This window comes from Streptomyces sp. NPDC002446, assembly GCF_053595675.1.
This window is the reverse complement of sequence record NZ_JBSFYC010000030.1, coordinates 1-26530: the sequence shown is the minus strand read 5'-3', so window position 1 is coordinate 26530 and position 26530 is coordinate 1. Positions and strand designations below refer to the sequence as shown.

The window sequence follows — 26530 nt, the reverse complement described above, 5'->3', positions numbered from 1 at the left end:
AAGGGTGTTGCCCGTCCCCGACGCCCCGTCCTGTCCGCACGGAAGGCGAACCACCGTTTCTCGAACAGGAGTTACTGGTCGTTAAACCTATCGTCAATGTGGCATTGATCACGCCCGCTGCGCAAAAGTGCAGGTCGGAAGCACAGTATGCAATTGATCGATCACTTTCTGCTGATTGTGTACGCAGCCTGATTAACCCTGAGGGCCCCTCTCGTCGGTGAGAGGGGCAAGAAGCGCATCGCACGTTGCGCCCCACCCGCAACGACGCGGGTGGCAGTAACTCTCATGAAGGGAGGGCTCGTGGAGCACTTGGGGCACTCATGGCCCTGGTACGCGCTGGCACTGGTCGGCGTCTACCGGTTGACCGCCACAGGACTCGACGCCCTTGTCCGGCGCGTGGTCCGCACCGCCTCTCAGGCCCGTGCGGAGCACCACCGCGCCATCGCCACCACCCGAACCACCGCCGTGCCACCACCGCGCGGCGCCTTCTTCCAGGACCGCCCGCGCTACGGCGCATCCGCGGATCCCGCCGTCCCCGCCGTCCCCTCCGTTCCGCTGCCACCGACGGGCCATCCCTGCGAGGAGGCCCGGTGAACGAGCACTCGCCCCTGGCCAGCCCGACCGACCTGCCGCTGGACTTCGAGGTCTTCTTCCAGCGCGAACAGAAGGCGCTCCTCGCCATCGCCGCCTCCCGCCTCAGGGACCGCCGGGACGCGGAGGAGGCCACCTTGGAAGCCGGTTGCCGTATGTACTCCAAGTGGGAGCGCATTTTGGCCCACGTAAACCCCAAAGCCATGACGTACACCATCCTCAACGGCGTCATCTCCGACTTCTACCGCCGCGAGATCCGCCACAGCCGGGTGCAGCCCTTCGCCGACCCGCCCGACACCGCCTACCTCCAGGAGCTGCGCAGTTACGAGCCGCTCGACCTCGCCCTGGACGAACTGGAGTCCACCGCGCCCCTGCAGGCCAACTCCGTGCGCCTGCGCCACCTGGCGGGCCTGTCCTACGACCAGATCGCCGAGCGGCTGGGCACCACCCCCGGCGCCGCGAAGGTCAGCACCAGCATCGGACTGCAACGGCTCAAAGAGATCATGACGAATGGTTCTGCCAGGACCGGAGAGGACGCGTGATGCTCGAAGACCTGCTACGACGTCAGGCCGAAGCCCTCAACCTGGAGTTCGCCGACCACGACCCGGTGGCCTTCACCCAGCGCCTGGCGGCCCGTATCGCCGACGGCGCCGGCCGCGAACCCGAGCCCGTCACCCGCGCCACGGTCGGCGGCATCCGGCCCACGCCCGTACGCCCTGCCCCGGCCCGCGGCCGCCGGCGGCGCCGTCCGACGCCCATCCTCACCCCGGCCATCCCGTCCGCGGTCGTCCTCGCGGAGGCCCGGCGGCTGTGCAACGTCGTGCTGCGTTCGAAGGACATCGACACGCTCGGCGCGTTCGCGGCCGACTACGACGCGGCCGGTGCGAGAACCTTCGCCTGTCTCCTCTACACCCTCGACAAGTGGGACAGCGCGCTGTACTGGTGGCGCTTCGCGGCCGGTGCCGGCGACGAGCTCGCCGCCCATCTGCTGGCCGTGCACCACGCCGCGGTCGGCCGCACCACCGACGCCCGGCTGTGGCGGACGATCGCCCGGATGATGGGCTTCGCCCTCGACCTCCACCTGCCCATCCCCATCCGCGGCTCCTCCGAGCTGGCCCAGGGCTTCGCCCGCACCTGGGACCGCAGCCTGCAGACCTTCCTCCAGCAGAACCATCTGCCCCGGGGGCTGGTCACGCAGTAGGAAGGCGAGGCCGGGCAGCGAGGAGGCCTGGTGCGGCTGTCCGGCGGGTGGTACGCCCGCCGGACAGCCGCGTGAACCGTGGGACGCGAGAGCGGCGTTCCGGGTATGTGTGCCGCAACGATCGTCGAACGCGAGGAGCACGGGCACGATGGACAGCGAACGGACCGAGGACAGCGGCACGGCCGCAGGCCGGGGCGCAGCCGGCGCACAGCCGCACCCCGCCCGGCAACCGCTGTCGGGCTGTGTCGCGCTGGTGACCGGCGCCTCCAGCGGCATCGGCGCGGCCACCGCTCGGGCGCTCGCCCGCGAGGGCTGCTCGGTCGCCCTGGTCGCCCGTCGTCCCGCGCGCCTGGCCGAGCTCGCGGAGGCGCTCGGCGAGCAGGGCAGCGCCTCGCTGGCCGTGCCCGCCGATCTGAGCGAGGCCGCCCAGGCCGGTCAGGCGGTCGAGCGGGCCGTGGACCACTTCGGGCGGCTCGACGTGCTGGTGAACAACGCGGGCTTCGGCGCGCGCGGCCCGGTGGCGGACAGCAGCCTGGCGGACTGGGACCGGATGGTCGATCTCAGCCTCACCGCGGTGCTGCGGATGTCCCATGCCGCGCTCCCGCATCTGCTGCGCGCGGCGGGGGAGGGGCCCCGGGGCGTCGCCGACCTCGTCACCGTGAGCTCGGTCGCCGGCCGGGTGCCCCGTAAGGACAACAGCGTCTACTCGGCGACCAAGCACGCGGTGTGCTCGTTCAGCGAGGCGCTGCGCCAGGAGGTGACCGGGCGAGGAGTGCGGGTCGGGCTCGTCGAACCCGGCCTGACGGCGACGGAGATGACGGTCGGCGCCAGCCCGGCCGCGGCGGCCCACGGCGTGCCCCAGGAATCCTGGCTGCGGGCCGACGACATCGCCCGCACCATCACCTTCATGATCACCCAGCCGGCGCATATGGCGATCAACGAGATCATGGTCCGGCCGACGGCCCAGGAGCGCTGACCGGCGGCGAAGGGCGCGGCCCGCGGGCCGGACATCGCGGCGCCCGGGCCCCCGGACGCTCCTGGACGGATACCGTCACCCCGTGCGACTCCTGCTGATCTCCGACACCCACCTGCCCCGGCGCGCCAAGGCGCTACCGCCGCAGCTGCTCGACGAACTGCCGCGCGCCGATGTCGTCGTGCACGCCGGAGACTGGGTCGACACCGCCACCCTGGACCTGCTGGAGGCCCGCGCCCGGCGGCTGATCGGGGTGTACGGCAACAACGACGGGCCGGAGCTGCGGTCCCGGCTGCCGGAGGTGGCGTATGCGGAGCTGGAGGGCGTGCGGTTCGGCGTGGTGCACGAGACGGGCCCCGCACAGGGGCGTGAGCGTCGTTGCGCCGAGCGGTTCCCCGACCTCGATGTGCTGGTGTTCGGACACAGCCACATCCCCTGGGACTCCCTGGCCGACGACCGGCTGCGCCTGCTGAACCCCGGTTCGCCGACCGACCGCCGGCGCCAGCCGCACTGCACCTATATGACGGCCGAGGTGCACGCGGGCCGGCTCACCGACGTGCGGTTGCACACCCTGCCGTCCCGCGGCCGCTGAGACGCACCCTCAACGACCGAGCAGACCGCGGACGTACGCGGCCTGGCCGGCGTGCTGCAGATCGTCGGCGAGGACGCTGACCAGCCGGACGCCCAGGGTGACGGGCGGCGACCAGGCACGGTCGACGACGCGCTGGAGATCCTTGTCGTCGATCCCGGCGAGGAACTGCACCGTGTTGTCGTGGACCGCCTCGTGGTAGCCGGTCAGCAGCTGCGCGCTGAGGTCCCGCACCTCCGCCACCTCCTTGCGGGAGTGGCCGTACCCGGTGTCATCGGCCGGGAACGGCAGCCCGAAGCGCTCATACCACTCGTCGGAGGTCCACATCTGCTCGGTCCCGGCCGCACCGGCGACATGATCGTCCTGGATCCTGGTGAGATGCCAGACCAGCCAGCCGACGGAGTTGGCGCCGTCGTCGGGGCGCTCGGCGAGCTCGTCGGGGCTGAGCCCGTCGACCGCGTCCTCGACGGCCTCGCGGATACGGCCGAAGGCGTCGACAAGCAGGTCCGCACTGGCGGTCATACGGGCTCCTCTGCGGCGAAGGGCGGCGGGCGTCAGCCCAGGCGGCGCGCCCATGGTCGCAAGGGAGCGGTGGAAATGGTGGGAGGCCGATCCGGCACAAATGGTGAGAGGCCGATCCGTCACCCCGGCAGGATCCGGTCAGGCCGGATATGACGTACCCGGAGATTTCGGGTCGGTCACGCCTGCAACCGGCGGGTCGGGTGAACAGTCCTACCCGGCATGAAGAGACGACTGAACCTGGGCCGGCAGTCCTCCGGCGCCGGCCGCCGCGCGGGTGCGGCCCTCGCCCTCACCGCGTTGACCCTCCCGCTGACGGTGGCCTTCGGCTCCACCGCCCAGGCCGCCACCACGGCATCCGCGTCCCCCTGCACCGCGCTGCGTGGTCCCTACCAGAAGCAGGCCGAGAAGTTCCTCGGGCTCCGGGTCGACGGGCGGCAGTCGGCGGACGACTGCCGGGCGATCCGTGCCTTCCAGACCAGCCACGGCATCACCCCGAACATCGGCTACGCCGGACCCGTCACCTGGGGCGTGATGAGCCTGGTAGCCCAGCAGAAGGCGGCCGGCCACAACCCGAACAAGGCCCGTAAGTGCCCCACCAACAAGGGGCGAATAGCCTGTGTCGATCTGACCCGGCAGCTCAGCTGGATCCAGGACGGGTCGCGGCTGGTGTTCGGTCCTGTCCCGGTCCGCACCGGCCGCGACGGCCACGAGACCCGCACCGGCGCCAAGAAGATCTACTGGCGCAACCTGCACCACGTCTCGACCCTCTACGACGTGCCCATGCCCTACAGCCAGTTCTTCGACGGGGGACAGGCCTTCCACTCCATCAGCGGCAGCGTCTGGTCGGCCCCCGGCTCGCACGGCTGCGTCAACATGCGCACCAATGACGCGAAGAAGTACTGGTCCCTGCTCAGGAACGGGGACGACGTCTACGTCTACGGCCGTAAGTCCGGTACCTGAGCAGCGGACGGATCAGCGGGCCAGCACGTTGTACAGCGCCATCGGCGTCACATAGCCGGGCCAGCGCCCGTCGGCGAACAGGTGCACGCCGGCGTCGAGATAGCACTGGTCGACGAGCTGGGAGCAGATCATGTGCCGGGTGCTGGCGATATAGCGTCGCAGCCCCGGCACGGGCAGATGCAGCCGGTGCGTGGCGATCGCGAGGTAGTCGAGGAAGCTGTAGGGCACCCCGACATACCGGGTGGCCGCCGCGCAGATACCGGCGCGCTGCTGCTCGGTGAGCCCTGCCGGGTACACGTAGAGCACATCGGTGTCCGCGTACGCGGTGAGCGGCCGGATACGGGCCCCGCCCGGCTGGGCTTCCAGCAGCCGCTCGTCGGGCAGGACCAGGAAGGCGTGTTGGTAGTCGGCGAAACCGTCTCCGTTGAGCCACTGTCCGAAGCGGATCAACCGGCCGGTGACACCGGAGATCTGGGTGAGTCCGATGTCGCCGGGCTGGGGACGGGTGTGCTTCATGAGCAGCTCCCGGGGGGCGCAGAAATGCGGATTCGCACGGGTGATACCCGCTGTCGGGGCGCGCGCACCGCGTTTCGGGGAACCTGCCGGGGAGCGGCTCAGCGCATGAAGGCCCCTTCCGCACCCGCCGCGGCGCCCGTCGTCTCCGCGGTGCGCTCCGTAACCGCCGTACGCGGCAGATCTGTTGTGCCCGTTGTGGCCGCCGCACTCGTCGTCCCCGGCGCCCGCGCCGGCGGTCGCCGGATGGCGGCGATGATCTGACGCGCCCACCGGGCGGGCGTCTGGTCGTCGAGGAGAGCGGCGAGGTGCGCGAGGTGGGCCGCGCGTTCCGGGGGCGTCATGGTCAGCGCGCGGTGCAGGGCCGTGACGAGATCCCGGGGGGAGCGCGGATCCGTCAGGAGGGCCGCGGCGCCCAGTTGGGAGGCCGCTCCGGTGTGGCGGGAGAGAACCAGCACCCCGGACCGGCCGGTGGCGGCGTGGCTGGCGATGAACTCCTTCGCGGTGAGGTTCATACCGTCCTGCAGTGACGTCACCCAGAACACATCCGCCGCCAGGTAGTGGTCGACCACCTCGCCGAACGACAGGGTCCGGGGGAGGTATTCGACGGGTTCCCCACCGCTGGTGCGCCAGCGTCCGTTGAGATCGGCGATGGCGCGCTCGAGGGCCGCGCGTGTGGTGTCGTGGACGCGGATCCCCGGTTCGGGCGGCGGGCACACCAGGCGGAACTTCAACTTGACCGCCCATTCGGGGTGTTGGTCCAGCAGGGTCGCGATGGCATGGACCTTCTCCAGCGGCGCCTTGGCGTAGTCGAGCCGTTCCACCGACAGGATCAGTATCGGCCCCGGCCGCCCGTACGGGTCAGGTGCCGCCGGCGCCGAGCGCGTACGGGCGAGCTCCTCGACGGCCTGCCGGTCGATGCCCAGGGGGTGGACGCCGGTGCGCGGTGTCCGGCGGGCGCCGGCCAGCGCCCGCCGGAAGTGACCGGCGAACTCGGCGGTGTGGAAACCGGCCCAGTCCAGGCAGGCAAGGGAGTCGCGGAGCTGCTCGGCGGTGGGGATGCGGGCGAACGCGTCCGGCGGCGGGAACGGCGTGTGGTGGAACAGCCCCACATGCAGGTCCGGCCGTGCGGCGCGCAGGATGCCGGGCACGAGCCAGAGGTTGTAGTCGTGCAGCCAGACCGTGGCGCCGCGCGCCGCATGGGCGCTCACATGGTCGGCGAAGCGCGCGTTGAACGTCTCGTACTGCCGCCAGGCCGAGGCGCTGTGCCGCATCCGGTCGGGCTGGGACATCAGCGCGGGCCAGAGCGTCTCCTTGCACGCCCGGTGGAAGTACTCCGTCCACTGCGCGGCGGCCACCGGCAGGAACGCCAGCGGGAGACCGGTCTGGTGCGGCGGGCCGGGGCGGGTGCGCGCACCCTCGCCGTGCGAGTCCGCGCCCGCGTCGCCCCCGGTCCCTTCCTCGACCAGCGTCGTGGCCCAGACGGCGTCGGGACCTGCGGCGCTGGAACCGTCGGGGCGGGACAGGCCCTGCAGGGTGGGCAGCACACCGTTCGGACTCAGCGGCCGCTGCCACTGCCCGTCGGCCCAGCGCACCGGCGGGCGGTGGTACCCGATCACGACGGGGCGCGTACGTTCGGTCCAGCCCAGGCTCTCCAGCGCGGACAGGATGCCGCCGGCCCCCGGACGGTCCGGCCGGTGGACGCCGGCACGGCCGGGAATCCGCTCGATCCCCTCCCGGAGGGCGGGTTCGGCATTGCTCATGAGCACGCCGTGCGCGCCGACCTGGAACAGCGACAGATCGTTGACGGAGTCCCCGGCCACGAGGACCGCGTCCATGGGCCACCCGTTGCGCCGGGCGAGCAGCGCGAGGGCATTGCCCTTGCCGGCCGGCGCCGGCAGGACGTCGAAGTAGCGGCCCGCCGAGTACGTCCATCCGCAGCCCAGCTCCCGCACCGCGTCGGTGAGCGCCGCCGAGAGCTGCTCGGGACGCAGGAAGAACGAGCAGCGTCCCTCCTGGACGACCCCGTCCTGATAGACGAGTTCGGGAAAGCGCGCCAGCTGCTCCCGTACGCGCCGCTGCCCCGGCCACCCACGGCGCAACTGTTCCTGCAGCGGGCCGACGCACGTCCGGTCCGCCCCGTCGATCACACTCGCCCCGACGTCCGCGATGATCCACCTGGGGCGGGGGAGGAGCGGATCGTCGCGCAGCAGGCCTTCGACGGACGACAGCGAGCGGCCGGTCGCGAACACCACGGTCACCTCCGGATGCCGGTCGAGGGCCGCGCGCAGCCGCCGGCGGTCCGTGCCGTCCCCGCCGAGCAGTGTGCCGTCCAGGTCGGTGACCAGCACCCGGACTCCGGCCCCCGCGGCCGACGGCTCGCGCGAAGCCCGCTCGTCCGACTCCAGCGCTGCCATGTCTCTCCCGTTGTCGTAGGACGTGCATGTCTCCGCGGTGCGTGCTCAGCCCACGGAACCCTCCTGCCGTGGCTCCGCCTATATGGAGAGCCGTGCGAGCCACCGCTCCAGCCCGGCCGGGTCCGGAGCGGCGCCCGACCCCGCGGCGGTGACCGACGCCGCTCCGCAGGCGACTCCGGCGCTCACACACTCGGCGAGCGACCCGCCCGCGAGGCGGCGGTGCACAAAGCCCACGTTGAAACAGTCGCCCGCTCCCGTGGTGTCCACCACGTCCACCGGCGGCGACGGCCGCGCGACCCGTACACCGTGCTCCGCGGCGACGGCGCCCCGGCCGCCCCGCTTGATGACCACGGTGCGCACCAGCCCCGCCAGCACCTCCAGCGCGTCATCCACGGACCGCGTCCCGCTGACCCGCAGGGCCTCCTCCTCGTTGGGCGCGAAGACGGCCACCTGCCCGAGCGCCTTCGCCACCTCGGGCATATCGACGCTGCCGGCGAAGTCCTGACAGTCCATGAACACCTCGGCCCCCACCCGCGCGGCGACATCCAGCGCCTCGGAGACCGCGGGACCGTACTGCAGGAACGGCAGCATCACCAGCACCGGCCGGTATGTCTCGATCAGCTCCGCCAGCGGACGGGCGGCGACCGGCTCCGCGTACGAGACCATCGCCCGGTCACCGGGCCGGGACAGCGCCGCCGTCACATGGGGCAGCGGGCGCGGATGGTGCCGAAAACCCCGCTCGTCCAGGCCCTCGTCCCGCGCGGCCGACAGGACCGCCAGGCTGAACGGATCATCGCCGAAGTCCGCCGCCCACACGGCCTCGCGCCCCAGCCGCCGAAGCCCCATGGCCAGTGTGAACGCCCCGCCGGGCACCATGCTGAAGCCCTCGGCCCACACTTCCCTCCCGTACGCGACGGGTCCCGTGAGCCCGCGGAACACGAGATCGACCGAGTACGCCCCGGCCACCAGCACCGGACCACCGGCCCTGTCATGCCCATGTGTCATGGCGGGACTGTATGTAGAACACCCAGCGCAACGGGCCGACAACCCTGGGACATGGCCGAAATGACGGCCATTCAGGTCGCTGTCGCGCCACGGACGGCCAAATCCGCCACCGCCCCCGAACCCGCCGTGGTGCGGGCCGCCTCCCGGCGCAGTCCGGCAGAGCCGCGCCGGGAGGTGCCGGGCCGGCGGTTTCGCGGGGGCGCGGGGCCGGCCCGCGCCCCCGCATCAGCCGCTACCGTCAGCCGGTCACCGCCGTGGTCAGCGCTTCACCACGAAGGACCGGCCCTTCTTCGTGTCGGCGGAGCAGGAGGCCTTCTCCGCCGCGGTCATCTTGCGGGTCTTGACGGTCACCGCATTGCTCTGCCCGTCCGTGCCGTTGGGTGCGGGACCCGTGACGGTGTCCGGCACGAACCAGAAGTAGTGCCCCCACTTGGGGCTGTCGTAGTGCGTCTGCCAGGTGCCCGAGACGGTCTGCATGACCTGGGCGCGGGAGATCCAGCCCACCTCGCCCGGCTTCACCGTCATGTTCAGGGAGCTGTTCTCGGTGTGCGAGCTCGACCAGGTGTGACTGTAGGTCGCGGTCACACTCAGGTCGATAAGACCGGCGATCTTACCGCCGGCGGTGACCGAGACTCCGGCGGAGTCCGTCGAACCCACCGTGTCCGACCAGCCCATCGACTGGGTCGCGTCCGAAGTGCTGCAGTTGTAGAGGGAGTTGGAGACCTGTCGGAAGTCGCCGAGGTACGCCTTGCCGAGCTTGGGCTCGTTGAAGCTGCACTTGCCCTCGCCGGAGGCGCAGTCGGCTATCAGCTGCTCCCGGGTGGGTCCGTCGTCCGCGGCCGCGGCCGCGGGCATGGCCATCGCCGCGACCATGCCCAACGAGGCCGTGGACAGCGCCATCAGCCGGCTTCCGTACCGGAGCGTTCTGCGGTTCCTCTTCACCATCTTGCTTGTTGCCTCTCGTGCCTGTTGCCCAGTTCACACGCGGCCTTGTGGGGGCGACGGTTCCGGAGTGGAGTGGGTGCGCGTCGCGCCCCGCCGCTGTTGCGTTCGAGACTGGTGTGAAAACTGATTCAACTACACCAAGAGTCGGTAAAGTTGTAGTTGATGGAGGAACAGTCCCTTTAGGGGGATACGAAACGGAGGTCGCGTCAGGTTCGCGTGGCCACCAGCAACCGGCACCGAGGGCTGCCGTCGGGCCGGCGGCCGAGCTCCGGCAGCGTGTGCAGCTGTACGTCGAAGCCCGTCCGCGTCAGCTCCGCCCGTACGTCGGCGAGGCGGAACGCCCGGTAGTACATGACGAAGGGCGGACGCCACAGCGCATTGCGCACCCGCATCGCCGCATCGAAGGCCAGCAGCGTCCAGTACAGCGGCGACCCCGGGCGGGGAGGCGCACCGAGGGGGAAGACGAACCGGCCGCCGGGGCGCAGCACGGAGTGGACCTGAGCGAACAGCCCCGGCCGCTCATACGGCAGAAAGTGCCCGAACGCACCGAAGCTCACCGCGAGGTCGAAGACCGGCCCGAACGGAAGGGCCCGGGCATCCGCCCGCACCCAGTCGACGCGCGGGCCGTCCGCGGACGCCCGCTCCCGCGCGCGCCCCACGGCGAGCATCCCCGCGCTGATGTCGACCCCGGTGACCCGCTCCCGGCACACCTGCCGCAGTACGCCCACCCCCGCGCCCGTGCCGCAGCACAGGTCGAGGCCGCTGTCGAACGGCCCCATGCTCCGCAGCGCCCGCGCCACGGGCGACAGCACGGAATCGGGGGTCCGGAAGGGAGTGCGGTCGAATTTCGGGGCGAGCAGGTCGTAGCCGCGCTCGACGGAGGACAGTGCCTGGACGGCGAGTTCACGGAGTGTGGGGCCCTGGGGTGCGAACATCGCGCTCAGCATAGGGCGCGTCCGCATCTGAGGCCGAGAGCCCGCAGCCCGCGGGGCGGAGCGGCTCCTCATGAGTCTGCCGGTGCGTCACACGCGTCCGCACCGGGTGGTACAGTGCGCTGGAGAGCGCACTCGTGTTCGTTCGCCGCATCTTCCGGCGCCGGTGCCTGGCTCCCTGTTCACCGTCTTTCCCTCCGCATCGCTTGCGCGTCCCTATCGACTCGCACATCCCGCGGATTCACCGCGCTGACATTCCGGGTCGCATCCCTGCGCCTCAGCAGTCGCACCCTCTCTCTCCGGCTGCGGGCTCTCTGCCCGCCCGTGGGGCGTGAAGGCACCGCCCCTTTTCCGCCGGCTCCCCTGCCACCGCCTGCTCACCTCCGTACATCCCGAGAGGAAACCCCTTGACCGGCAACATCAACACCCAAGCCCAAACCCAAATTCATACCCACACCCGCACCAAGAGCGATAATCACAGCACCGACACCGACACCGACACCGACACCGTCGCCGTGCCGGCGGCCGGGATACTGGATATCGCGAACGAGAAGCATGAATACGGGTTTCTCCGTGCGCAAGGCTCTCTGTCCTCGCCCGCCGACGTCCGGGTGCCCGGGGCGCTGATCCGCCAAAACGGCCTGCGCAAAGGTGATTTCGTCGTGGGCGAGCGCGGCCGTACGCGGTCGCTCACCCGGGTCGAGTCCGTCAACGGACGCCCACCGGAGGAATGGCGGGGCCGGCCGCACTTCCGGGACCTGACGCCGCTGCACCCGCGTCACCGTATCCGCCTCGAAAGCACGACAGGTGGTCTGACGTCGCGCATCGTCGATCTGATCGCGCCTGTCGGAAAGGGCCAGCGCGGGCTGATCGTCGCCCCGCCCAAGACGGGAAAGACGATGCTGCTGCAACGGCTCGCGGCCGCCCTCGCCGAAAATCACCCCGAATGCCGGCTGATGGTGGTCCTGGTCGACGAACGACCGGAGGAAGTCACCGAAATGCGCCGCTGCGTACGTGGTGAGGTGCTCGCGTCCACCTTCGACCGGTCGCCGAAAGAGCACATCTCGCTCGCCGAACTGGCCGTGGAGCGCGCGAAACGACTCGTCGAGCAGGGACAGGACGTCGTCATTCTCCTGGATTCCCTGACGCGTCTGTGCCGCGCGCACAACAACGCCGCCGCGTCGGGCGGCCGAACGCTGAGCGGAGGTGTGGACGCCGCCGCGCTGTACGGTCCCAAGCGGCTCTTCGGGGCCGCGCGTTGCGCGGAGGAGGGCGGTTCGCTGACCATCCTCGCCACTGCTTTGGTGGAGACCGGCTCCCGCGCCGACGACTACTTCTTCGAGGAACTGAAGAGCACCGGCAATATGGAACTCCGTCTGGACCGCGCGCTCGCGGGCAAGCGTCTCTACCCGGCGGTCGACATCACCACATCCGGCACCCGCCGCGAGGAACTGCTGCTCCCGGCGGCCGAGTTGACCGCCATGCGTCGACTGCGGCGTGTCCTCCACACCGGTGGCGGACCGGCGAACGGGGAGGCACTGCTGGACAGGCTTCGCCAGACGCCGGACAACGCCACATTCCTGCGCCAGCTGTAGCCCTTTGCGTCTGTAGCTCTACTCGTCTGTGGCCGGTCTCGTCGTCAGCCACCGCCTCCTTCGCTGTTCTGCCGGATCACAGGACAAGGACGAGTGCGGCGCCGAGGCCGCCCGCTCCCAGTGCGACGGCGGCGCTGGCCAGTCCGCCGTCGCGCCAGCGGAAGGGCCTGTCGAGGGCGAAGCGACCGGGGCCGATCGCGGCGACCGCGAGGGCGACGACGGCGATGGTCAGGGGATATTCCATGCCGCCTGTTTGCGCCCACAGACCCTTGGGGGCGGCGAGGACCATCGCGTTGATCATCACGCCGATCAATGCGGCCGACGCCAGCGGGGTGAGCAGTCCGAGCGCGAGGCCGAGGCCGCCGAGGAGCTCCGAGGCTCCGGCGAGGCCCGCATGGAACTCGCCGGGTTTGTAGCCGATGGCCTCGAATTGCCTGCCGGTGGCGGTGAGCCCGGGGCCGCCGAAGAGACCGAAGAGTTTTTGGGCGCCGTGCCCGGCCATGATCAGTCCTACGGTCAGACGGAGGAGCAGCAGGCCGAGATCGGCGGCGAGCGAGGGGGAATGGAGTGCGTGGGGCCGGGCGTTTGCGTCCGTCCGTCGCTCAGCGAGCAGTTTCATGACGGTGTCGCTTCCCGAAAGTCTGGTGGGGTGCGAGGCGAATACGGGGTGTGTACTGGTGGACGACGTATTGCATTCCTGTTGGGTTGAATTCCTGTTGGGTCGATTTCAAGGAAAGTTTTACCTTTACAGTCGATCGTGCTACGGGAGGCGACGCTTGCCTAGGGGTGGCCGCGCAAACCTTTCCGACCAGGGCGATCGTGCCGGGCAAGAGCGCTGCGCGAGGCTATGTGCCCGTTCCATGCATGGAGGATACGAAGAAGCGGGCCCTCGGGATGGGAACCGAGGGCCCGCTCGGCCGACACGTGCGGGGCGGGTGCTCGCCCCGCACGCTCCGTGTCAGCAGGGGTCAGTCGTTGACGCAGGTATTGCCGAATGCGGGGTTGAGCAGCCCGACGATATTGATCGTGTTCCCGCAGAGGTTGGTCGCGGCATCGGTGGGGGCCTGGATCGTATTGCCGGACAGAACTCCGGGTGAATGGAGCGATGCGCCCTGTGCACCGCTGTCGGCGGTGGCCAGACCGGCACCGCCGAGTACGACGGCGAAGGCGCCGGCGGAAAGGAAGGCACTCTTGATCCGGTGAGCCATCGATCTCTCCTCACTGATGAAGGAAGCGGCTCCTGGGCGATGCGTCCCTTTGGGGGCGCCCCGCGCCACGGCGGTGAGCCGCTCTGTGCGTACACGGCTGTTGTTTCCCCGCCGACTCCCGCTCCAGAGACATGACGCACCAAGACCAGGCATCCAGGTGATATCGCGGCCCGAGTTGACGACGGTGCGAACTGGCCGCGAGCGCCCGTCATTTCCGGCGGAGGCACCGGCGCAAACACTTACCATGAGGGCCATGAACAGTGATCTTTTCGCCTCGGCGCACATGGCGATACCGGCCACCGCGCCCGGAATGACGCAGCAGAACGCGAAGTCGATCAAGTATGCGCTGGACGGTGAGTGTTACGCCCGCCAGGGCTCGATGGTTGCCTACCGCGGTGACCTGCAGTTCGAGAAGCCATCGTGATCCCCGTATCACCGCAGTCTCCGGTTTTCGTCGACACCGACGCCGTGGTCGGCTGGAGCAGCAGCCTGCAGACCGCGCTGCACCGTTCGCAGAGCCTCGGCTCCATGCTCCGGGGCGGCTCCGGAGAGGCCGTTCAACTCCGCCTCGACGGCGAGGGTTTTGTGATCGTACGGCCGAGTGAGCTCCGTCCGGAGAAGGCCGCCGGCAACTGATCGGGCCGGCAGCCAGCGCGGACGCGACTTCGCCCCGCGCGGCGCTGCCTGGCATGATCGCGCGCATGGCTGAACGCGTGATTGCCGCATGTGACGGTGCATCGAAAGGAAACCCCGGGCCCGCGGGCTGGGCCTGGGTCGTCGCCGGCGCCGACGAGACCGTCGTCCGCTGGGAGGCCGGACCGCTGGGCACCGCCACCAACAACGTCGCGGAGCTCACCGCCCTCGAACGCCTGCTGGCCGCCACCGACCCGGCCGTCCCGATCGAGATCCGGATGGACTCGCAGTACGCGATGAAGGCCGTCACGACCTGGCTGCCCGGCTGGAAGCGCAAGGGGTGGAAGACGGCCGCGGGCAAGCCGGTCGCCAACCAGGAACTCGTCGTACGGATCGACGCCCTGCTCACGGGCCGTACGGTGGAGTTCCGGTATGTGCCCGCGCACCAAGTGGACGGCGACCGTCTCAACGACCTCGCCGACCGGGCCGCGAGCCAGGCCGCGACCGTCCAGGAGGCCGCGGGCAGCGAGCTGGGGTCCCCGGAGCCGCCGCCCGCGCCGGACAGCGTGCGGCCCGGCAGCGCGCGTCGCCGTACCTCCGGCGCGTCGGCGAAGACGGCGTCCTCGCCGCGCCGGCGCACCCCCGGCTCCGCAGCGGGTGCCACGCGGACGCTCAAGGCCAAGTTCCCCGGCCGTTGCCGCTGCGGGCGGGCGTACGCCGCGGGCGAGCCCATCGCCAAGAACCCGGACGGCTGGGGCCACCCGGACTGCCGCTCCGCCGCGGGCGGCGACGCATAGCACCGCGCGGGGATCGGCCAGTTGCCTGAAAGGGCCTGACGGGCGTCTCCGGTACGGGGACCATGGCGTGGTGAACGACGGCCTCCGCTCTCGCGGCGGTGACCTGTGCCCCACGGGAGGTACCCATGACAACGGACCGGCACGGCCACACGATGACCGACACCGGGGCCGACGCCCTCACCCGCTACGAACAGGCGCTGGACGATCTGCTCTTCTTCCGCCCCCAGGTCATGGAAACCGCGCGGTCGGTGCTCGCGGCGGCGCCGGATTCCGTGATGGGCCGGGCACTGGTCGCCTACCTGGGCGTGCTGGGGACCGAGGAAAGGGACGCGGTCGCGGCCCGCGACGCCTTCCTCCGCTTCCGCGCCGGCGTGGACACGGAGCGGCTGGCGCCCCGGGAACGTATGCACCTCGCCGCCGCAGCGGCATGGCTGGACGGCGATCTGCACGGCGCGGGCCGCGTCCTCGGCGATATCTCGATCGCCTTCCCGCGCGATGTGCTGGCGCTCTTCGCCGGGCATCAGCACGACTTCCTCACCGGCGACGCCCAGCGCCTGCGCGACCGCGTCGGCGGAGCACTGGACGCCTGGGACGAGGACGACCCCCACCACGGCCCGCTGCTCGGCATGTACGCCTTCGGACTGGAGGAGTCGGGCCACTACGAACGCGCCGAGGAGGCCGGGCTGGCGGCCCTCGCCCAGCACCCGCACGATGTGTGGGGCATCCACAGCGTGGTCCACACGTACGAGATGCGCGGCCGGTTCGGCGACGGGATCCGCTTCCTCGACGCCCGTACCGACGACTGGGCGAGCGGCACCCTGCTGACCGTCCACAACTGGTGGCACTACGCCCTCTACGCGCTGGAGGCCGGCGACACCGCCCGGGTGCTGGAGATCTACGACGCGGCTCTGCACCACGAGGGATCGGCCGGCGCGGCGATGGAACTGCTGGACGCCGCCGCGTTGTTGTGGCGGCTCTACCTGGCCCAGGACGTCCGCAGCGCACGGTGGGACCGACTCGCCGACGCCTGGGAGAGCCGTCAGGACGGCCCCCACTACGCCTTCAACGACGCCCATGCCGTGATGGCCTATGTGGGAGCGGGCCGCATCACCCGGGCCCGGCGCCTCGTCCGGGACCGGGAGCGCTGGCTGGCTGCGGATCCCGGCGGGGCCAACCGCGCCATGACCGCCGAGATCGGCCTGCCGGTCTGCCGCGCGCTGATCGCCTACGGGCAGCAGGACTACGCCGGGGCCGCCGAGCTGCTGCTGCCCGTCCGCCACCGCCTGCACACCTTCGGCGGCAGCCATGCCCAGCGCGACGCGATCCAGCGCACCCTCGTCGAGGCGGCCCTGCGCGCCGGGCGTACCGACCTGGCCCGCACCCTGCTCAGCGAACGCATCCAGCTGCGCCCGATCTGCCCGTACAACTGGTCGGCCAAGGCCCGCCTGGAGGACCAGCTCGGCGCCCCGGACCGGGCCGCCGCCGCCCGCGAACGCGCCGCCGCACAGGCCTCCTCCTGACCGGTCCGCAAACCCCTCACAGAACACGCATTCGATTCCCTGGGTACGCTGTAACCATGAGCACGCATCTTCAGGGCTCGCTCTTCGATCAGACCGACGACATCCGCCTCGGCCCGCTGGACGGGCTGCACCGGACCCGGCTCGGTGACGGGGCCTGGATCGATCTGCTGCCCGGGTGGCTGAGCGGGGCCGACGCCCTGTTCCTGCGGCTCGCCACCGAGGTTCCCTGGCAGGCCGAGCGCCGGCAGATGTACGAGCACATGGTGGACGTACCGCGGCTGCTCGCCTTCTACCAGGCCGACGACCCGCTGCCGCACCCCGTCCTGACCGAGGCGAGGGACGCGCTCTCCGCCCACTACGCCGCCGAGCTGGGTGAACCCTTCACCACGGCGGGCCTGTGCTACTACCGGGACGGCCGCGACAGCGTGGCCTGGCACGGCGACCGGACGGGCCGCGGCAGGCGCGCGGACACCATGGTCGCCATCTTGTCAGTGGGCGCGCCGCGCGACCTGTTGCTGCGCCCGCGTCACGGCGGCAGCACGGTGCGCAGACCGCTCGGGCACGGCGATCTGGTGGTGATGGGCGGCTCCTGCCAGCGGACCTGGGAGCACGCCGTCCCCAAGAGCAGCCGGGCGGCGGGACCGCGGATCAGCATCCAGTTCCGGCCCCACGGTGTGCGGTGACCACCGACGGTCCGCCCACCCGACAACTTCGGCCCCGTGCTGGCCGAAAGCCGACGCGGAGGCAACGCGCGCGCACCGCAGCCCGTCCTCCTGTACGCATCGGTACCGATGCATTGCGAATTCGCCTGTAACGGAACTCTCTTGGAGGTATGTCATGCGACGGTTGGGGGCAGCGGCCGCGGTGTTCGTGCTGGCGGGCACCGGTGTGCTGGGAGCGGCCGGGGCGGCCGGCGCCGCGACCGGACCCGCGGGCGCGGCCACGGTCTGCTCGACGCACTGGGGCAGCGGCGACAAGTCGGCCACGGACGGCAACGGGGCACCGCTGAAGAACATCAAGACCAGCCGCAGCACCTGCTACGACCGCATGGTCTTCGACATCAGCGGTGCCAACGGCAAGGCCGGCTACCACGTCGGCTATGTCGACGCGTTCCACCAGGACGGCTCCGGCGAGCGGATACCGGTCCGCGGCGGCGCCATCCTGGAGATCTACGTATCCGCGCCGAGCTATGACCCGTCGACCGGCAAGCAGAGCTATGCCGGGACCGCCGGAAAGCCGCTGCCGGGCGTGAACCTCACCGGATACAAGACGTTCAAGGACACCAGGTTCGGGGCGAGCTTCGAGGGGCAGACCCAGGTCGGGCTGGGCGTTCGCGCCAAGCTGCCGTTCCGGGTGCAGCAGACCGGCGACCAGCTGATCGTGGACGTGGCACATACCTGGTGACGCGGTGAGCGTGCGAGCGCGTCCGCGTACCGGCCCGGATGCCGTCTGAGCGCGAAGGGAGCGGTTGCCATGGAGCGGACCACCTGTTGTGTGGTGGGCGGCGGCCCGGCCGGCATGGTGCTCGGCCTGCTGCTGGCCAGGGCGGGTGTGGCGGTCACCGTCCTGGAGAAGCACGGGGACTTCCTGCGCGACTTCCGCGGCGACACCGTGCACCCGTCCACGCTGGCGCTGCTCGACGAGCTGGGGCTGAGCGAGCGGTTCGCCCGGCTGCCGCAGCGGCGGGTGAAGAGGGTTCAGCTGCCGCTCGGCCCGGACCGTTCGCTGGTCACCATCGGGGACATCGGCGCGCTGCGCGGCGCGTACAACTACATCGCGATGGTGCCGCAGTGGGACCTGCTCGACCTGCTGGCGGACGAGGCCCGGCGGGAGCCCTCCTTCTCCGTACGGATGAGCACCGAGGCGACGTCCTTCCTGGTGGACCGGGGCCGTGTCACCGGAGTGCGGTACCGCACGTCCGACGGCCGCACCGGTGAGCTGAGGGCCACGCTCACGGTGGCCTGCGACGGGCGCGGCTCGCTGGCCCGGCTGCTGCCGGAACTCGGGCTGCACAGCTTCACCTGCCCGATGGACGCCTGGTGGTTCCGGCTGCCACGGCGCGAGGGCGATCCGCACGGGCTGGTGGGAGGCGTCGGTGACCGGCTCCTCGCCGCGATGATCGACCGGGGCGACTACTGGCAGTGCGCCGCGCTGATCCCCAAGGGCACCGACGCGCAGCGCCGGGCCGCCGGCCTCGGGCCGTTCATGGCCAACTTCGCGTCCGCCGCCCCCTGGCTGGCGGACCGGGTGCCGGCGCTGCGGTCCTGGGACGAGGTCAAGCTGCTGGACGTACGGCTCGACCGGCTGCGGCGGTGGCACCGCCCGGGGCTGCTGTGCATCGGCGACGCGGCGCATGCGATGTCGCCGGTCTTCGGCATCGGCATCAACCTCGCCGTCGAGGACGCGGTGGCCGCCGCCCGGCACCTCGTCGGGCCGCTGCGCGCGGGCGCCGTCGGCCTGCGCGACGTACGCGCCGTCCAGCGCCGCCGGTGGCCGACCACGGCCCTGACCCAGGCACTGCAGCGGTTCGCGCACGCGCGCGTCATCGGTCCGGTGCTGGCGGGCGACTCGCCGTTCGGCAACCCCAGGCGGGCCAAGCGGATGGCCGAGCTGGTCACCACCTCGCGGTGGCTGAACCGGGTACCGGCCTACTTCCTCGCCTACGGCGCCGTACGCGAACGCCCGCCGGCCGCGTCGGTCCGCTGAGCCGCCGCTACGCCGCGGCGACGGGCCCCCGCCTCCGGGCGCTCACCAGCGCACCGCGGTGAAGTCGATCGGTTGGGGCCTCAACTCACCGACGCGAGCCGTCAACTGCCGCATTCTCCGGGCCATTTGATCGGCCGGCAGGCGCTTGCGGTCGCCGTGTCCGGGCAGCAGCCACTCGAAGCGGAGCCGGTCGGCGGTACGGGCCAGCGAGGCCGCCAGCTCTTCGATGGAGTACCAGGTGACGCTCTCCGCCACCTCGACGTCGCCCGTCGCGCGCGACCAGTAGAAGCTGTCCCCGCTGAAGCAGAACCGCTCGTCGACGACGTAGACCACGCTGCCCCTGGTGTGCCCCGGCAGCGGTTGGGCGAGGACTCCGTCGGCGATCTCAGTCGGCGCGGTGCCGCGCAGCACGTGGTCGGCATCGGGCGCGGCTTCGAGGTCGCCCTCGTGGATCCACAACCGGGCGCCGTAGCGGTCGGCGTAGCGACGGCCGTGCGCGGCATGGTCCCGGTGGGTGAGGAGTACGTCGGTGACGGGGCCGAGCCTCTCGTAGCGCGAGGCCAGCGCCTCGCTCCAGCGCGGGGTGTCGACCATCATCAGCGTCCCGGAAGGGCGCCGTACGAGGTAGGAGTTGGCCGCGGCGGTGTGCGGGGAGTTGTGGCCGCAGAGCAGGACCGCGTCGTCCGTGCCGTCGAGCGGCAGGGGGAACGGGTCCAGCGCGGCGTCCAGCGTGCGGGACGGGCGGCGGATGGAGCGGGAGTGGCAGGCGAACGCGGCGGTGTGCAGCAGGCGTTCTTCCGTCTCGTCGCGCGGCTGACGCAGGATCCGGGACCGTCCGTCGACCTCGCCGATGAGGGTCGGCGCGAGCTGCCGTGCGACATCGCAGTTGTTGCAGCGGTCGTCCACGTACCAGCCGGCGGGGGGTGAAGTGTCCATGAGGTGACTCACTTTCCGTCTTCGTCCCCAAAAGGGTGCTGGGCGGCGGGGAGAAGAGGAAGGGGGGCCGGGCCTTGTTTCTTCCGGTCGCGGCGTATCTCATCGACCGCCGCGTGTAGACCATGAGCATGACAAAAATGCGCTTCTCTCACCGTGCGTCACCCCTCCGACGGACCAGCACCGCCTGCTTGGTGCCGTGATCGGTAGTAGGACGGAGACGACGAGCACGGGTGTGCCGGCGGGAGGAGTGGGCGTTGGGGATGAACGTCGTCGTCGACCTCAATCGCTGTCAGGGCTACGCGCAGTGCGCGTTCCTCGCCCCGGAGGTGTTCACGATGCATGGCGAGGAGGCCCTGTTGTACACCCCGGTCGTTCCGGAAGACCAGCACGAACGTGTGCGACGGGCCGCGGTGGCCTGCCCGGTGCGGGCTATTCTCGTGGGCGAGGAGGCGGGCGCCGGTGGGAGCTGAACCCGGCGGCCGCCGGATCGTCATCGTCGGCGCGTCACTGACCGGGCTGCGGGCCGCCGAGAAGCTGCGCGCGGAGGGGTTCGACGGCTCGCTGACCCTGATCGGTGAGGAGCCGCACCCCCCGTACGACAGGCCGCCGTTGTCCAAGCAGGTGCTCCTGGGGAAGGTGCCCGCCGACCGCACGGGGCTGCCGCGGCGCCGGGAGGTGGACGCGCAGTGGCGACTCGGCGTGCGGGCCACCGGACTCGATCTGTACGGGAAACGGGTGCTGCTCGCCGACGGTACGGACGTGCCCTTCGACCGGCTGCTGATCGCCACCGGAACCCGCGCCCGGCCCTGGCCGAACCCGGCCGAGGCCGCCTTGGACGGGGTGTTCACCCTGCGGACCAGCGACGACGCGGGCCGGCTCGCCGAGCGGCTCGACGCCGGGCCGCGACGGGTCCTGGTCATCGGCGCCGGTTTCACCGGTTCGGAGATCGCCTCCGCCTGCCGGGAGCGCGGCCTGGAGGTCACGGTCGCCGAGCGGGGGCCGGCGCCCCTGGTCGGTGCGCTGGGCGGCACGCTCGGGGAGTTCGCCACGAAGCTCCAGCGCGCACACGGCGTCGACCTGCGCTGCGGAGTGACAGTGACCTCGCTGGAGGGCAACGGGCAGCTCACCGGCGCACGGTTCTCCGACGGCACACGGATCGACGCCGATATCGCCGTGGTCGCCCTGGGCGCGGCCCGCAACACCGAATGGCTGGCCGAATCCGGCCTCGCCGCCGGGCCCCGCGGGGTGACCTGCGACGCGGGGTGCCGGGCCTTCGACATGTACGGCATCGTCACCGACGACGTGTTCGCCGCCGGCGATGTGGCCAGGTTCCCGCACCCGCTCTTCGAGTACCAGCTGCTGTCCCTGGAGCACTGGGGCAACGCGGTCGCACAGGCCGAGGTCGCCGCCCACAACATGGTCAACCCCGGGCCGCGCAGACGCCCGCATCTGTCCGTACCCGCCTTCTGGTCCAGCCAGTTCGGCCTCAACATCAAGTCGGTCGGCGTCCCCACCTTCTCCGACCAGGTGGTCATCGCCCAGGGCTCGGTCGAGCAGGCCCGGCTGGTCGCCGTCTATGGCTACCGGGGGCGGGTCACCGCGGCGGTGAGCGTGAACCAGGCCAGGTCGCTGGAGCACTACGAGCGCATGATCGAGACGGCGGCGCCGTTCCCGCCCGGACCGGGAGCCGCCGACCAGGCCGCACCCCTCGACCCGGTCCCCTCCGACGTACCGGACCCGAAGGTGCTCTCGCACGGTCCGACCGTCGCCCTCACCGGCCACCTGCCGGACCGGCGCCTGAGGCTGGTGCAGCCGGCCCGCTGAGACCCGTCACTCCCCGGCGACACAGAGCGATGAGGAGCCCCCGCCCATGGCCGCGGACACTGCGGACACCCTGTTCCGACGGATCACCGACTACGCCAGCCGTGCCGACCCCTATCCGCTCTACGCCGAGCTCCGCGAGGCGGGAGTGGCACGGCAGGAGGACGGCAGCTACCTGGTCGGCACGTACCACGAGATCATGGCGCTGCTCCACGACCCGCGGATCAGCTCCGACCGCCGCAACCGCAGCGCGCCGGACGAGGTCGCGGCCGCGAGCGCACTTCCGCCGTCCTTCATCGGGCTCGACGACCCCGAGCACCACCGGCTGCGCAGCCTGGCCATGCGGCCCTTCGGCCCGCCGCACACCCCGGGCCGGGTCGACGCCCTGCACGGCGAGATGACCCGGATCGTCAAGGACCTCCTCGCCGGCTGCCAGGACAAGGACCGCATCGACGTCGTCGACGACTTCGCCTACCCGCTCCCCGTCACCGTCATCTGCCGGCTGCTGGGCGTACCGACCGAGGACGAGCCGCAGTTCCGCCAGTGGTCGGACACCATCGTCGCGGGCTTCGACCCCACCCCCGGCGAGGACCCCGCCGACCGGGAACACGCGGCGCTTGAGGCCCGTCAGGCGATGGGGCTGTATCTGGGCGGGCTCGCCGAACAGCGCCGCACCCGGCCGTCCGACGACATGCTCTCCGCGTTCGCCGCCGGCGCCGGCGAGGGCCCCGACGAGCAGCTCACACCGCTGGAGATCATGACCACCTCGGTCCTGCTGCTCATCGCCGGCCACGAGACGACCGTCAATCTGATCACCAATGGCGTCCTCACCCTGCTGCGCCACCCCGACCAGCTGGCGCGGCTGCGCGACGATCCCGTGCTGATGCCGACGGCGGTCGAGGAACTGCTGCGCTACGAGCCGCCCGTCCAGATGCTGCCGCAGCGCACCCCGCTGGCCGACATCGAGGTCTCGGGCGTCACCATCCCCAAGGGCGCCCCCCTCATCCTGATGCTCGCCTCCGGCAACCGGGACCCCCAGCGGTTCCCCGACCCCGACCGCTTCGACCCGGCCCGGGAGGACATCCAGCACCTGGGGTTCGGCAGCGGCGTCCACAGCTGCTTCGGCGCGCCGCTCGCCCGTCTGGAGGCCCAGATCGCCCTGACCGAGCTCTTCGGGCACCTCGACAACCCCCGCCTGATCGAGGACCCCCCTCCCTACCGGCGCAGCCCCGTACTGCGCGGCCCGCGCCATCTGCTGATCGCGCACGACCGTACGGGAACGCCGGCCTCCGGACAGCGCTGAGGCCCCCGACGGAATTCCGTCGGGGGCCTCAGACGATGCCCCGATGAGCGGGCGGGGAGCGGAATTTACGAAGTTATCCGGCGGTTCCGAAATCCTGCGTCCAGTAATCGCCGGGCTGCGCCAGGCCGACACCGATCTCCTTGAACGAGCAGTCAAGGATGTTCCGCTTGTGACCGGGGCTGGACATCCAGCCCTGCATCACGCTCTCCGGGGTCGAGTATCCATAGGCGACATTCTCGCCGTATGAGCTCCAGTTGTAGCCGGCGCGCTGGATCCGGTCCTCGGGAGAAGATCCGTCGGATCCCGTGTGGGACATATTCGAATGCGCGGCCATGTCCTTGCTGTGGTCCTGCGCGGCCTTGGTCAGCTTCGCATTCACGGTCAGCGGCGAACACCCGACCTTGCTGCGCTCCTTGTTGACGAGTTCCACCACACGGGCGGTGGCCGTCGTCGACGCCGGAGCGGCGGTCTTCGTGGCAGTGGCAGTCGGAGTCGCGGTGGCACGCGGCGTCGCGGTGGCGCGCGGGGTCGCGGGGGCACTCGGAGTCGCGGTGGGTGCCTGCGAGGCAGCCGAAGCCGGTGCCCGGCGCGAGTCGCCCTTGCCCGCCCCGTGGCGCCGTTCGCCCTTGTCGGCGCGGTGGTGCCGGTCGTGCTTGCTCGCCCGGTGCTGCCATTCGTCCTTGTCCGCGCGGTGCTGCTCGTGCGAGGAGCGCTCCCACCGGTCCTGGGCCCGGTGGCCGTCCCGGCCCCCCTGGTCATCACCCATGCAAGCCAGCGCGACGGAGGGCACGCCCACGGCCCCGATGGCGAGTGCGGCGATGGCTATCTTCCGGTGGTGCCTCGTCTTGCGGTGCTTGCTCATCCATGACCTCACTCGGTAATCGCGGAGCGCCTCCAGCGCGGCTTGCTCCGCCTTATCCCCGCTCCTGAGCTGCGGAGATGCCGTGGGGTCGTCATTCTTCGGACCACCGCCGGGCAACACAAGAAAGATGAACTACTACCGCCATTAGTAGATCGCGTCCGCCCTTGCCATGGATGTATGTGCGTGCTGGTCCGCATGCGGCTCTTCCGGGAATTCCTGTTGCCTCGTCAGAAGCCGTTATGAGCCCGAGACGAGGGCCGGCGCGGCGTGCCGTCCGTATACCGCTCCATCCCGTGTCGCGTATTCCGCTATCAAGACGGACAAGTCTCCTATGTCGCCGGGAGATCAATTACTAAACGGATTAGTTGACGCCGGGAATTGCTATGGCGGATATCACAGGGTGCGGTTCGCGGGCGGCGCGGACCGCGGTGCGTGGCGGGCCGCGGCCGTCCGTCAGGCCTCGTGCGCTGCCGCACCGCCGCCCCCGCCGAACATCCGCGTCAGCTCCTCCGTGACGACCCGGGCGCCCGGTGAGACCCACCGCCTGCGGTGCCGGACCAGCTGCACGGGCACGGGCTCGGCCTCGGGCCCGTCCAGCACGGTCAACCCGCCTTCTGACAGGTGCTGTTCGACCGTCACCCGGGGGAGCAGCGTCAGGCCGAGCCCGGCCGCCACGCACGACCGGGCCGCGTCGATGCTGCCGAAGCGGGTGATCCTGGGGCGGGCGCCGGACATACCCTGCAATGTCCGTACGAGCCGGTCGCTGTACGAACACCCCTCCTCATGCACGAAGAAGCTCTCCTCCGCCAGTTCGTCCCAGCCGGCCGCCCGGCCGGCGAGCGGATGGCCCGGCGAGGCCACGTACACCAGCGGTTCACTCGCGATCCTGCGCGCCAGCAGATCGCTCTCGACGACCTCCGGTTCCAGCAGCAGCGCGAGGTCGAGCCGGCCGGTGCGCAGCCCGTCCACCGCCGCGGCCGTACTGACGGCGTGCAGGTGGACGTCGAGGCCGGGATGGGCATGCCGCAGGGCGGCGATCACCGCGGGCAGCCGCGATGAGCACAGCGAATCACCCGCCCCGACGGCCACCTCGCCCCCGACCGCCCCGCCCGGCTCGTCCCCCTGCCCGGCCGAGGCCGTCGCACGGAGCCTGGCCACCGCGTCGAGCACCTCTTCGGCCGCCTCCAGCAGCCGTTCGCCGGTGCGGGTCGGCACCGTCCCCGAGGGCATCCGGTCGAACAGCGGCGTCCCCAACTCGCGCTCCAGCGTGCGGATCTGAACGGTGACCGTGGATTGCGCGAGATGCAGCGCGCGAGCCGCGGCGGTGAAGCTGCCCGTCCTGGCGAGGGTGACGAACGTCCGCAGAAGTCTGGTGTCCATCCCCGCACGCTATCGCGATTGTCGATGGCTGTAAGCGAGAAGAATCGTTGGACTCGATGAGGCCAGGCTGTCAGGGTGAGCACATGACCAGCACACAGAAGTCCACCGGCCCGGACACCAGCCCCGTCACCACCGACGTACTGCGCTACTCCGCCTTCACCACGGACCCCGCGGGCGGGAACCCGGCCGGCGTGGTGCTCGACGCCGACGCCCTGGACGACGAGCAGATGCTCGCCCTCGCCGCCCGGGTCGGATACTCGGAGACCGCGTTCGTCACGGCACTCGACCCCACCGCCCGCCGCTACCGGCTGCGCTACTTCAGCCCCCGCGCCGAGGTCGCCTTCTGCGGACACGCCACCATCGCCACCGCGGTCGCCCTCGCCTCCCGGACGGGCACCGGCGAGCTGGTCTTCGAGACGCCCGCGGGCGAGATCCGGGTGGGGACCACCGCCGACGGCGGGGCGGTGCGCGCCACCCTCACCAGCGTGCCGGCGCACTCCCGCCCCGCCGAGGACGCCCAGGTCGAGCCGGTGCTGCGGGCCCTGCGCTGGAGCCGGGACGACCTGGACGCCGGCCTCCCGCCGCACATCGCCTTCGCGGGCAACGAGCACCTCGTACTGGCGGTCGGCAGCCGGGCCCGACTGGCCGCCCTCGACTACGACTTCGACGCCCTGCACGACCTCATGCGCCGGCACGGCTGGACCACCGTGCACCTCGTCCACCGTGCGGCCCCCGACCGCTTCGACTTCGACGCCCGCGACCCCTTCCCCGTCGGCGGTGTCGTGGAGGACCCGGCGACCGGCGCCGCCGCGGCGGCCTTCGGCGGCTATCTGCGCACCCTGGGCCTGGTCACCGAGCCGCTGCGGGTGCACATCCGGCAGGGCGAGGACATGGGCCGCCCCAGCGACCTCTACGTCGACGTGCACCCGGACGACGCCCGGATCAAGGTGACGGGCCAGGCCGTCCCCCTCCCGGACCCGGTCGAATAGCACAAGGCGGGGTTGGCGAGGCGGCGCCGGGACACCCCGGCGGCCGAGCAGGATCAGCGTCGGTACGCACCACACCCAGTGGTGCGACCAGGAGATCGGGCTGACCAGGAGGGCGGTCGCCGCACAGCCGGC

At 71.2% G+C, this 26530-nt stretch carries 27 protein-coding genes and 1 pseudogene; 17 read left to right on the top strand and 11 right to left on the bottom strand.

Going from position 1 to position 26530, the window contains the following annotated elements:
- Positions 1 to 300: 300 nt before the first annotated feature.
- The 5 genes from ACWD6P_RS18705 to ACWD6P_RS18685 all read left to right on the top strand — a co-directional run bounded on the left by ACWD6P_RS18705 (position 301) and on the right by ACWD6P_RS18685 (position 3357).
- Positions 301 to 594, top strand: coding sequence for a hypothetical protein (locus ACWD6P_RS18705; RefSeq protein ID WP_451445204.1), 294 nt, complete (start codon positions 301 to 303; stop codon positions 592 to 594).
- Entirely contained in the window at positions 591 to 1133 is a 543-nt protein-coding gene (locus ACWD6P_RS18700; protein ID WP_451445203.1) for an RNA polymerase sigma factor, read from the top strand. The genes ACWD6P_RS18705 and ACWD6P_RS18700 overlap by 4 nt, the downstream gene beginning before the upstream one ends.
- Positions 1133 to 1792, top strand: coding sequence for a hypothetical protein (locus tag ACWD6P_RS18695; RefSeq protein WP_451445202.1), 660 nt, complete (start codon positions 1133 to 1135; stop codon positions 1790 to 1792). The genes ACWD6P_RS18700 and ACWD6P_RS18695 overlap by 1 nt, the downstream gene beginning before the upstream one ends.
- A gap of 148 nt (positions 1793 to 1940) precedes the next feature.
- The gene (locus ACWD6P_RS18690; protein ID WP_451445201.1) at positions 1941 to 2768 is read left to right on the top strand and encodes an SDR family oxidoreductase; all 828 of its coding nucleotides are present in this window, start codon (positions 1941 to 1943) and stop codon (positions 2766 to 2768) included.
- Positions 2769 to 2850: 82 nt separating this feature from the next.
- Positions 2851 to 3357, top strand: a complete 507-nt coding sequence (locus tag ACWD6P_RS18685; protein WP_451445200.1) for a metallophosphoesterase family protein — start codon at positions 2851 to 2853, stop codon at positions 3355 to 3357.
- Between the two features lie 9 nt (positions 3358 to 3366).
- Here the strand turns inward: ACWD6P_RS18685 and ACWD6P_RS18680 are convergent, their stop codons facing one another.
- Positions 3367 to 3876: a mycothiol transferase gene (locus tag ACWD6P_RS18680; protein ID WP_451445199.1), complete on the bottom strand. Its 510-nt coding sequence runs from the start codon at positions 3874 to 3876 to the stop codon at positions 3367 to 3369.
- Positions 3877 to 4095: 219 nt separating this feature from the next.
- Here ACWD6P_RS18680 and ACWD6P_RS18675 point away from each other — a divergent pair, with 219 nt between their 5' ends.
- Positions 4096 to 4836: a L,D-transpeptidase family protein gene (locus tag ACWD6P_RS18675; RefSeq protein WP_451445198.1), complete on the top strand. Its 741-nt coding sequence runs from the start codon at positions 4096 to 4098 to the stop codon at positions 4834 to 4836.
- A 12-nt stretch (positions 4837 to 4848) separates the two neighbouring features.
- Here ACWD6P_RS18675 and ACWD6P_RS18670 read toward each other — a convergent pair whose 3' ends face one another.
- The 5 genes from ACWD6P_RS18670 to ACWD6P_RS18650 form a co-directional block, all read right to left on the bottom strand.
- Positions 4849 to 5352: a hypothetical protein gene (locus tag ACWD6P_RS18670; protein ID WP_451445197.1), complete on the bottom strand. Its 504-nt coding sequence runs from the start codon at positions 5350 to 5352 to the stop codon at positions 4849 to 4851.
- Positions 5353 to 5450: 98 nt separating this feature from the next.
- The gene (locus ACWD6P_RS18665; protein ID WP_451445196.1) at positions 5451 to 7766 is read right to left on the bottom strand and encodes a trehalose-6-phosphate synthase; all 2316 of its coding nucleotides are present in this window, start codon (positions 7764 to 7766) and stop codon (positions 5451 to 5453) included.
- A 78-nt stretch (positions 7767 to 7844) separates the two neighbouring features.
- Complete coding sequence (locus ACWD6P_RS18660) at positions 7845 to 8771, bottom strand: carbohydrate kinase family protein (protein WP_451445195.1); 927 nt, start codon at positions 8769 to 8771, stop codon at positions 7845 to 7847.
- A gap of 258 nt (positions 8772 to 9029) precedes the next feature.
- Positions 9030 to 9671, bottom strand: coding sequence for a hypothetical protein (locus ACWD6P_RS18655; RefSeq protein WP_451445194.1), 642 nt, complete (start codon positions 9669 to 9671; stop codon positions 9030 to 9032).
- Positions 9672 to 9922: 251 nt separating this feature from the next.
- Positions 9923 to 10651 (bottom strand): class I SAM-dependent methyltransferase, encoded by a 729-nt coding sequence (locus ACWD6P_RS18650; protein WP_451445193.1) that lies wholly within the window; start codon positions 10649 to 10651, stop codon positions 9923 to 9925.
- A 512-nt stretch (positions 10652 to 11163) separates the two neighbouring features.
- On the opposite strand from ACWD6P_RS18650, the gene rho reads away from it, so the two are divergent.
- On the top strand, positions 11164 to 12243 hold the full coding sequence (gene rho / locus ACWD6P_RS18645) for a transcription termination factor Rho (protein ID WP_451445260.1): 1080 nt from the start codon (positions 11164 to 11166) through the stop codon (positions 12241 to 12243).
- 76 nt (positions 12244 to 12319) lie between these two features.
- On the opposite strand, the gene ACWD6P_RS18640 is transcribed toward rho, so the two are convergent.
- Together ACWD6P_RS18640 and ACWD6P_RS18635 are read right to left on the bottom strand one after the other, a co-directional pair.
- Positions 12320 to 12862 (bottom strand): DoxX family protein, encoded by a 543-nt coding sequence (locus tag ACWD6P_RS18640; RefSeq protein ID WP_451445192.1) that lies wholly within the window; start codon positions 12860 to 12862, stop codon positions 12320 to 12322.
- A gap of 349 nt (positions 12863 to 13211) precedes the next feature.
- Positions 13212 to 13451: a chaplin gene (locus tag ACWD6P_RS18635; protein ID WP_451445191.1), complete on the bottom strand. Its 240-nt coding sequence runs from the start codon at positions 13449 to 13451 to the stop codon at positions 13212 to 13214.
- Between the two features lie 253 nt (positions 13452 to 13704).
- On the opposite strand from ACWD6P_RS18635, the pseudogene ACWD6P_RS18630 reads away from it, so the two are divergent.
- The 6 genes and pseudogenes from ACWD6P_RS18630 (at position 13705) to ACWD6P_RS18605 (ending at position 19107) form a co-directional block, all read left to right on the top strand.
- Positions 13705 to 14087: pseudogene (locus tag ACWD6P_RS18630) on the top strand (AIM24 family protein).
- 53 nt (positions 14088 to 14140) lie between these two features.
- A complete protein-coding gene (locus tag ACWD6P_RS18625; RefSeq protein ID WP_451445190.1) occupies positions 14141 to 14881 on the top strand; it encodes a ribonuclease H family protein in 741 nt (246 codons plus the stop codon).
- A 125-nt stretch (positions 14882 to 15006) separates the two neighbouring features.
- On the top strand, positions 15007 to 16401 hold the full coding sequence (locus ACWD6P_RS18620; RefSeq protein WP_451445189.1) for a tetratricopeptide repeat protein: 1395 nt from the start codon (positions 15007 to 15009) through the stop codon (positions 16399 to 16401).
- 56 nt (positions 16402 to 16457) lie between these two features.
- A complete protein-coding gene (locus tag ACWD6P_RS18615; RefSeq protein WP_451445188.1) occupies positions 16458 to 17084 on the top strand; it encodes an alpha-ketoglutarate-dependent dioxygenase AlkB in 627 nt (208 codons plus the stop codon).
- 154 nt (positions 17085 to 17238) lie between these two features.
- A complete protein-coding gene (locus ACWD6P_RS18610; RefSeq protein ID WP_451445187.1) occupies positions 17239 to 17805 on the top strand; it encodes an AMIN-like domain-containing (lipo)protein in 567 nt (188 codons plus the stop codon).
- A 69-nt stretch (positions 17806 to 17874) separates the two neighbouring features.
- Positions 17875 to 19107: an FAD-dependent oxidoreductase gene (locus tag ACWD6P_RS18605; protein ID WP_451445186.1), complete on the top strand. Its 1233-nt coding sequence runs from the start codon at positions 17875 to 17877 to the stop codon at positions 19105 to 19107.
- A 42-nt stretch (positions 19108 to 19149) separates the two neighbouring features.
- Here ACWD6P_RS18605 and ACWD6P_RS18600 read toward each other — a convergent pair whose 3' ends face one another.
- Positions 19150 to 20043 (bottom strand): MBL fold metallo-hydrolase, encoded by an 894-nt coding sequence (locus tag ACWD6P_RS18600; protein ID WP_451445185.1) that lies wholly within the window; start codon positions 20041 to 20043, stop codon positions 19150 to 19152.
- A gap of 260 nt (positions 20044 to 20303) precedes the next feature.
- Here ACWD6P_RS18600 and ACWD6P_RS18595 point away from each other — a divergent pair, with 260 nt between their 5' ends.
- Genes ACWD6P_RS18595 through ACWD6P_RS18585 form a run of 3 tightly spaced genes read left to right on the top strand, consistent with a single transcriptional unit; the run spans position 20304 to position 23167 of the window.
- Positions 20304 to 20513, top strand: a complete 210-nt coding sequence (locus ACWD6P_RS18595) for a ferredoxin (protein ID WP_451445184.1) — start codon at positions 20304 to 20306, stop codon at positions 20511 to 20513.
- Positions 20503 to 21867 (top strand): NAD(P)/FAD-dependent oxidoreductase, encoded by a 1365-nt coding sequence (locus ACWD6P_RS18590; RefSeq protein WP_451445183.1) that lies wholly within the window; start codon positions 20503 to 20505, stop codon positions 21865 to 21867. Before ACWD6P_RS18595 ends, ACWD6P_RS18590 begins: the two co-directional genes overlap by 11 nt.
- Before the next feature lie 46 nt (positions 21868 to 21913).
- On the top strand, positions 21914 to 23167 hold the full coding sequence (locus ACWD6P_RS18585) for a cytochrome P450 (RefSeq protein WP_451445182.1): 1254 nt from the start codon (positions 21914 to 21916) through the stop codon (positions 23165 to 23167).
- A 73-nt stretch (positions 23168 to 23240) separates the two neighbouring features.
- On the opposite strand, the gene ACWD6P_RS18580 is transcribed toward ACWD6P_RS18585, so the two are convergent.
- Positions 23241 to 24029, bottom strand: coding sequence for a CAP domain-containing protein (locus ACWD6P_RS18580; protein ID WP_451445181.1), 789 nt, complete (start codon positions 24027 to 24029; stop codon positions 23241 to 23243).
- Positions 24030 to 24482: 453 nt separating this feature from the next.
- A complete protein-coding gene (locus ACWD6P_RS18575; RefSeq protein WP_451445180.1) occupies positions 24483 to 25409 on the bottom strand; it encodes a LysR family transcriptional regulator in 927 nt (308 codons plus the stop codon).
- 83 nt (positions 25410 to 25492) lie between these two features.
- Here ACWD6P_RS18575 and ACWD6P_RS18570 point away from each other — a divergent pair, with 83 nt between their 5' ends.
- Positions 25493 to 26398: a PhzF family phenazine biosynthesis protein gene (locus ACWD6P_RS18570; RefSeq protein WP_451445179.1), complete on the top strand. Its 906-nt coding sequence runs from the start codon at positions 25493 to 25495 to the stop codon at positions 26396 to 26398.
- The last annotated feature ends 132 nt before the right edge of the window (positions 26399 to 26530 follow it).

What these genes read in the sequence shown, in the direction of transcription:
- ACWD6P_RS18695 (WP_451445202.1), top strand. Translation starts at nt 1,133, where the DNA reads ATGCTCGAAGACCTGCTACGACGTCAGGCCGAAGCCCTCAACCTGGAG.
- ACWD6P_RS18690 (WP_451445201.1), top strand. Translation starts at nt 1,941, where the DNA reads ATGGACAGCGAACGGACCGAGGACAGCGGCACGGCCGCAGGCCGGGGC.
- ACWD6P_RS18680 (WP_451445199.1), bottom strand. Translation starts at nt 3,876, where the DNA reads ATGACCGCCAGTGCGGACCTGCTTGTCGACGCCTTCGGCCGTATCCGC.
- ACWD6P_RS18675 (WP_451445198.1), top strand. Translation starts at nt 4,096, where the DNA reads ATGAAGAGACGACTGAACCTGGGCCGGCAGTCCTCCGGCGCCGGCCGC.
- ACWD6P_RS18670 (WP_451445197.1), bottom strand. Translation starts at nt 5,352, where the DNA reads ATGAAGCACACCCGTCCCCAGCCCGGCGACATCGGACTCACCCAGATC.
- ACWD6P_RS18665 (WP_451445196.1), bottom strand. Translation starts at nt 7,766, where the DNA reads ATGGCAGCGCTGGAGTCGGACGAGCGGGCTTCGCGCGAGCCGTCGGCC.
- ACWD6P_RS18660 (WP_451445195.1), bottom strand. Translation starts at nt 8,771, where the DNA reads ATGACACATGGGCATGACAGGGCCGGTGGTCCGGTGCTGGTGGCCGGG.
- ACWD6P_RS18655 (WP_451445194.1), bottom strand. Translation starts at nt 9,671, where the DNA reads ATGGCGCTGTCCACGGCCTCGTTGGGCATGGTCGCGGCGATGGCCATG.
- ACWD6P_RS18650 (WP_451445193.1), bottom strand. Translation starts at nt 10,651, where the DNA reads ATGTTCGCACCCCAGGGCCCCACACTCCGTGAACTCGCCGTCCAGGCA.
- ACWD6P_RS18640 (WP_451445192.1), bottom strand. Translation starts at nt 12,862, where the DNA reads ATGAAACTGCTCGCTGAGCGACGGACGGACGCAAACGCCCGGCCCCAC.
- ACWD6P_RS18635 (WP_451445191.1), bottom strand. Translation starts at nt 13,451, where the DNA reads ATGGCTCACCGGATCAAGAGTGCCTTCCTTTCCGCCGGCGCCTTCGCC.
- ACWD6P_RS18625 (WP_451445190.1), top strand. Translation starts at nt 14,141, where the DNA reads ATGATCGCGCGCATGGCTGAACGCGTGATTGCCGCATGTGACGGTGCA.
- ACWD6P_RS18620 (WP_451445189.1), top strand. Translation starts at nt 15,007, where the DNA reads ATGACAACGGACCGGCACGGCCACACGATGACCGACACCGGGGCCGAC.
- ACWD6P_RS18615 (WP_451445188.1), top strand. Translation starts at nt 16,458, where the DNA reads ATGAGCACGCATCTTCAGGGCTCGCTCTTCGATCAGACCGACGACATC.
- ACWD6P_RS18610 (WP_451445187.1), top strand. Translation starts at nt 17,239, where the DNA reads ATGCGACGGTTGGGGGCAGCGGCCGCGGTGTTCGTGCTGGCGGGCACC.
- ACWD6P_RS18605 (WP_451445186.1), top strand. Translation starts at nt 17,875, where the DNA reads ATGGAGCGGACCACCTGTTGTGTGGTGGGCGGCGGCCCGGCCGGCATG.
- ACWD6P_RS18600 (WP_451445185.1), bottom strand. Translation starts at nt 20,043, where the DNA reads ATGGACACTTCACCCCCCGCCGGCTGGTACGTGGACGACCGCTGCAAC.
- ACWD6P_RS18595 (WP_451445184.1), top strand. Translation starts at nt 20,304, where the DNA reads ATGAACGTCGTCGTCGACCTCAATCGCTGTCAGGGCTACGCGCAGTGC.
- ACWD6P_RS18585 (WP_451445182.1), top strand. Translation starts at nt 21,914, where the DNA reads ATGGCCGCGGACACTGCGGACACCCTGTTCCGACGGATCACCGACTAC.
- ACWD6P_RS18580 (WP_451445181.1), bottom strand. Translation starts at nt 24,029, where the DNA reads ATGAGCAAGCACCGCAAGACGAGGCACCACCGGAAGATAGCCATCGCC.
- ACWD6P_RS18575 (WP_451445180.1), bottom strand. Translation starts at nt 25,409, where the DNA reads ATGGACACCAGACTTCTGCGGACGTTCGTCACCCTCGCCAGGACGGGC.
- ACWD6P_RS18570 (WP_451445179.1), top strand. Translation starts at nt 25,493, where the DNA reads ATGACCAGCACACAGAAGTCCACCGGCCCGGACACCAGCCCCGTCACC.